Raw genomic sequence first — 4,690 nt, 5'->3', positions numbered from 1 at the left:
CTGCAGCTACTACAAGCTGATGATCGACGGCGCCACGGTCATCGAACTGGACTTCATGAGCGGCACCGAGAACTTCGGCGGCGGCGACGGCAATGCCGCCATCCGCAAGGCCATCGGCCTGTAATCCCCTTTTTATTCACTCTCCACACACAAGGACAACACCATGAACACCGAAAACAACAATCAAGCCGTCATCGAACTGGACGAGCCGATCAAGCGCGGCGACACCTTCATCACCTCGCTGACCGTGCGCAAGCCCAAGGCGGGGGCGCTGCGCGGCATTTCCCTGATCGAGCTGGCCAACCTGAACGTGTCGGCCCTGCAGATCGTGCTGCCGCGCATCACCGAACCGACCTTGACCTCGCACGACATCGCCAACATGGACCCGGCCGACCTGCTGGCCGTGGGCGCCGAGGTCGCCGGTTTTTTGGCGAGCAAAGCAGATCGCCTTTCGGTATCCCCGGCGAAGTAGAAGACGCCATGGCCGACATTGCCGGCGTCTTCCACTGGACGCCGGCAGCGATGGACGGTTTTACGATTGATGAACTGATGGCCTGGCGCGAGCGCGCACGGCAACGAAGCGGAGCGGAATAGATGGCTGGTCGGGATCTGAAATTACAGATGGTATTTGCGGCGCTGGACAAGATCACCGGCCCGCTGAAAAAAATCATGGGCGGCTCCAGCGACACGGCCAAGGCGCTGAAAGCCACCAGCGACCGCTTGCGCGATCTGAACGCGCAGCAGAGAAACCTGGGGAAATTCCGCGAACTACATAGCGGTATTCGAACAACGGGGGTTGAGCTGAAAGAAGCTCAAAAAAAAGTAAAAGAGCTGGCCGCAAGCATAAAACAGACCGAGTCTCCTACACGCGCCATGACGCGTGATTTGAAGGCGGCGACGAAGGTCACGCAGGCCTTGACGCTGAAAGGCCGAGAACAGAGCCAGCAATTCCGCGTCCTGCGCACCAGCCTGAAAGACGCCGGCATCGACACGCGCCAGTTGGGCAAGGCCCAGGAGTGGCTTAAGAACAGTATCCAGTTGACCAACGTTGAGCTGGCGTCGCAACAAAAGCGCCTGGCCGCGTCAGCCGCCAAGCAGCAGCGCGTCACCAACGCCACCCAGCATGCTGACAAACTGCGCAGCAAGGCAGGTAGCATTGCCATGGCGGGCGCCGGCGCAACCGCCACCGGCGCCGTGGTCGCTGCGCCTGTCGTCAAGGGTTTGCACGAAGCGAAACACTACGAAATCGAAACAGCGCGCATCCGTGCGCTGGGCACGCGCACGGACAAAGAAAAAGAGCACGCGATTGCCTTTGCTAAAGAACTCAAGACGTATGGCGTCAGCCAGCTGGAAAAGACGGAAATGATCCGCGATTCCATCTCGATCTTTGCCGATGGCCACCACGCTGAAATGGCCCTGCCAAGTATGGCAAAGATGAAATTCATCAACGACACGCTCTATCCAGATTCGGCCGGCGAGCGCAACGCGCAACTGTTCGCCATGCAAAAGGTCATCGAGCTACGCGGCAATGCCGGATCGGTCGAAGCCTTCAAGAGCGATGCGGACCGCATACAAAAGGTAATCGCGGCGACGGGCGGCCGGGTCGGCGGCGACGACTGGCGGCAATTTACGATCCGCAGCGGCGTGGCCGGCAAAGGCCTGAACGACAATGCCTTCTTCAACCAGATGGAACCCATGCTGCAGGAACTGGGCGGCTCGACTGCAGGTGTCGGCTGGCGTTCCCTGTACAACAACATTTACCAGGGCAAGGGCACGCAGCGCGCGGCCAGGGAAATGCAAAGCTTGGGCCTGTTGAGCGGCAAGCACATCAAGTATGACAAGGTGGGACAGATCAAATATATCCAGGCCGGTGCGCTGCTGGAAGGGGAAATGTTCCAGAAAAGCCCGCTCGACTGGATTGAAAAAGTATTCCTGCCTAAGCTGGCGGCCAAGGGCATCACCGACAAGGACGAGATCAACAGCAAGATCGGCGCCCTGGTTTCCAACAGCAACGGCGCCGCCTTCCTGATGCGCATGGTCGATCAGCGCGCACAGATCCGCAAGAGCGAACGCCTGAACCAGAATTCGGAGGGCATGGACAGCTTGCACGTCCGCGCGCGTGGCCTCGGGGCCGGCGCGGAACGGGAAGCGCTTGCCAAGGTCTCCGACCTGAAGCTGGTCATGGGTGAAAAAATCCTGCCTATGTACACGCAGGCGCTGGAAATGGCAATTGCCGCCATGACCCGCCTGAATGGCTTCATGGAGCGTAACCCGACCGTGGCCAAGGTCATGATCGCCGGCTTTGCCGTGCTGGCGGGATCGCTGCTGGTGCTCGGCCCGCTGATGCTGGGCATTGCCGCCATGATCGGCCCGTATGCCATGCTGCACGTCATGTTCGCCAAGATAGGTGTGACGGGCGGCGTGCTCACGCCCATCTTGCGCAACCTGGGCGGTGCCTTCATGTGGGCGGGCCGCGCCGTGCTGTGGCTGGGCCGCGCTCTGCTGATGAACCCGATTGGCATCGCCATCACGCTCATCGCCGGAGCCGCCTTCCTGATCTACAAATACTGGGAGCCGATCAAGGGTTTCTTTCGGGGCCTGTGGTCGGACGTCAAGACTGCGTTTGCAGGCGGCTTCGTCGGCATCAATAGCCTGATCGCCAACTGGTCACCGCTGGGTCTGTTCTATCGCGCCTTCGCAGGCGTGCTGGGATGGTTCGGCATCGCGCTGCCGGCCAGGTTCACCGACTTTGCCGCCAACATCCGGCACGGCATTATCGAGGGACTGGCGCCGCTGACAGGCTTCATTGCCAGTCTGTGGTCGCAGCTGAAAACCACCTTCAGCGGCGGCATGGCCGGTATCACTGCCCTGATTATCAACTGGTCTCCCGTCGGCGTGTTTTACCAGGCATTCGCTGGCGTCTTGAGTTGGTTCGGCATCAAGCTGCCGGCCCAGTTCACCGAGTTCGGCGCCAACATCCTGCGCGGCCTGGTCAACGGCATCACCGGTTCCATGGGCGCCGTCAAGGACGCCATCAGCAATGCCGGCTCCAGCACCATTGCCTGGTTCAAGGAAAAGCTGGGCATCCACAGCCCGAGCCGCGTGTTTGCCCAGTTGGGCGACTACACCATGCAAGGCTTGGCCGTGGGCCTGGACCGCAGCGAGGGCGCGCCGATAGCCAAGGTGTCCGGCCTGGCGCAGCGCCTGACGCAACTGGGCGCCGGCATCGCCATCGGCACGGCCACGGCCGTGCCCGCCAGCGCCTTTGATACTCGCGCCCCGCTGTCACAAGGTGGGTTTGGCGCCGGCATGACGATTCAGGGCGACAAGATCGAAATCACCTTCCATGTGCAGGCCGGCACCGATCCCCAGGCCATCGCGCGCGCTGTGAGCGTGGCGCTCGATCAGCGCGACCGCGAAAAAGCGGCACGCATCCGCTCGTCCCTGCGCGACCACGATTAAGAAAGAAGCACACCATGATGATGATTTTAGGAATGTTCGTGTTCAGCCTGCCGACCTTGGCCTATCACGAGCTGCAGCGGCAAACGGAATGGAAGCACGCCAGCACGGCCCGCGTGGGCCTGCGCGATGCGCACCAGTATGTGGGGCCGGGCGACGACACGATTACCCTGTCGGGCTGGGTGGCGCCAGAACTAACCGGCTCCCTGTATTCGCTCGATGCGCTGCGCATGATGGCCGATACGGGTAAGTCTTGGATTCTGATCCAGGGCACGGGCCGCATTCTCGGCTCGTACCGCATCACCAGCATGACGGAGGGGCGCAGCATCCTCGACGGCAGCGGCGGCGCGCGCCGCGTCGAGTTCTCGATTGCGCTCAAGCGCGACGACGACGGCGTGCTGGCAATGCTTGGCCTGGGCGACATTGGCGACCTGAAAAACATGCTCAGCATCGACGGCATGACCAGCAGCATTGCCGGCGCGGCCAAGAATGCCGTGGGCAGCGTCGTGGGTAACGTGGTCGGTGGCATCACGTCGAAATACGGCGGCGTGGTCAGCGACATGAAAGACAAGATCGGCGGCGGCATCAGCGGCGCCATCGGCAGCGCGGCGGACAAGTTCAAATGAGCGAGCATATCCCCGCCTTCAAGGTCAGCATCGAGGACAAGGATTTGACGGCCATCGTCTCGCCGCGGTTGATTAATTTGACGTTAACCCTCTGCCGTGGCGACGAGAGCGACCAGCTCGATATCTCCCTGGACGACAGCGACGGCAAGCTGGCCCTGCCACCGCGCGGCGCGCAGATCGCCCTGTCGCTGGGCTGGCAAGCGTCCGGCCTGGTGGACATGGGCAAGTTCACCGTCGACGAGGTGGAGCACAGCGGCGCGCCCGACACCATCACCCTGCGCGCCAGGTCGGCCAACCTGATCGACACGTTTAAACAGCAGCAGGAACACGGCTTTCACAAGACCACCCTGGGCGCCATCATCGAGGCGATTGCCTTTCGCAACGAGCTTGCGTCGGGCGTATCGGCGCGCCTGCGCGACACCGCCATCGAGCACATTGACCAGACCCACGAAAGCGATGCAGCCTTCCTGCGCCGGCTGGGCAGGAAATACGACGCGGTGGCCACCGTCAAGAATGACACCTTGCTCTTCATCCCCATCAACCAGAGCCGCACCGCCAGCGGCAAGGCGCTACCCGTCATCCCCATCACGCGCGCCCTGGGCGAT

6 protein-coding genes are annotated in these 4,690 nt (G+C 61.9%); all 6 read left to right on the top strand.

The features are described from left to right. A partial coding sequence (locus tag SJI03_RS28670; protein ID WP_322429437.1) for a phage major tail tube protein occupies positions 1–124 on the top strand: 124 nt, incomplete at its 5' end. 39 nt (positions 125–163) lie between these two features. Further along, entirely contained in the window at positions 164–472 is a 309-nt protein-coding gene (locus SJI03_RS28665; RefSeq protein ID WP_099380324.1) for a phage tail assembly protein, read from the top strand. A gap of 8 nt (positions 473–480) precedes the next feature. Next, a complete protein-coding gene (locus SJI03_RS28660; protein ID WP_071650284.1) occupies positions 481–594 on the top strand; it encodes a GpE family phage tail protein in 114 nt (37 codons plus the stop codon). Then, a complete protein-coding gene (locus tag SJI03_RS28655) occupies positions 595–3,462 on the top strand; it encodes a phage tail protein (RefSeq protein WP_322429436.1) in 2,868 nt (955 codons plus the stop codon). A gap of 14 nt (positions 3,463–3,476) precedes the next feature. Then, on the top strand, positions 3,477–4,085 hold the full coding sequence (locus SJI03_RS28650; protein WP_322429435.1) for a phage tail protein: 609 nt from the start codon (positions 3,477–3,479) through the stop codon (positions 4,083–4,085). Then, positions 4,082–4,690, top strand: a 609-nt coding sequence (locus SJI03_RS28645; protein WP_322429434.1) for a contractile injection system protein, VgrG/Pvc8 family, incomplete at its 3' end; no start/stop codon positions are given. The genes SJI03_RS28650 and SJI03_RS28645, both read left to right, overlap by 4 nt.

Source organism: Janthinobacterium sp. GMG1 (assembly GCF_034427795.1).
In the GTDB taxonomy this organism is placed as follows: domain Bacteria; phylum Pseudomonadota; class Gammaproteobacteria; order Burkholderiales; family Burkholderiaceae_D; genus Janthinobacterium.
Note: the sequence above shows the minus strand (reverse complement) of the source record. Positions and strands in the feature narration are given on the sequence as shown.

What these genes read in the sequence shown, in the direction of transcription:
- SJI03_RS28665 (WP_099380324.1), top strand. Translation starts at nt 164, where the DNA reads ATGAACACCGAAAACAACAATCAAGCCGTCATCGAACTGGACGAGCCG.
- SJI03_RS28660 (WP_071650284.1), top strand. Translation starts at nt 481, where the DNA reads ATGGCCGACATTGCCGGCGTCTTCCACTGGACGCCGGCAGCGATGGAC.
- SJI03_RS28655 (WP_322429436.1), top strand. Translation starts at nt 595, where the DNA reads ATGGCTGGTCGGGATCTGAAATTACAGATGGTATTTGCGGCGCTGGAC.
- SJI03_RS28650 (WP_322429435.1), top strand. Translation starts at nt 3,477, where the DNA reads ATGATGATGATTTTAGGAATGTTCGTGTTCAGCCTGCCGACCTTGGCC.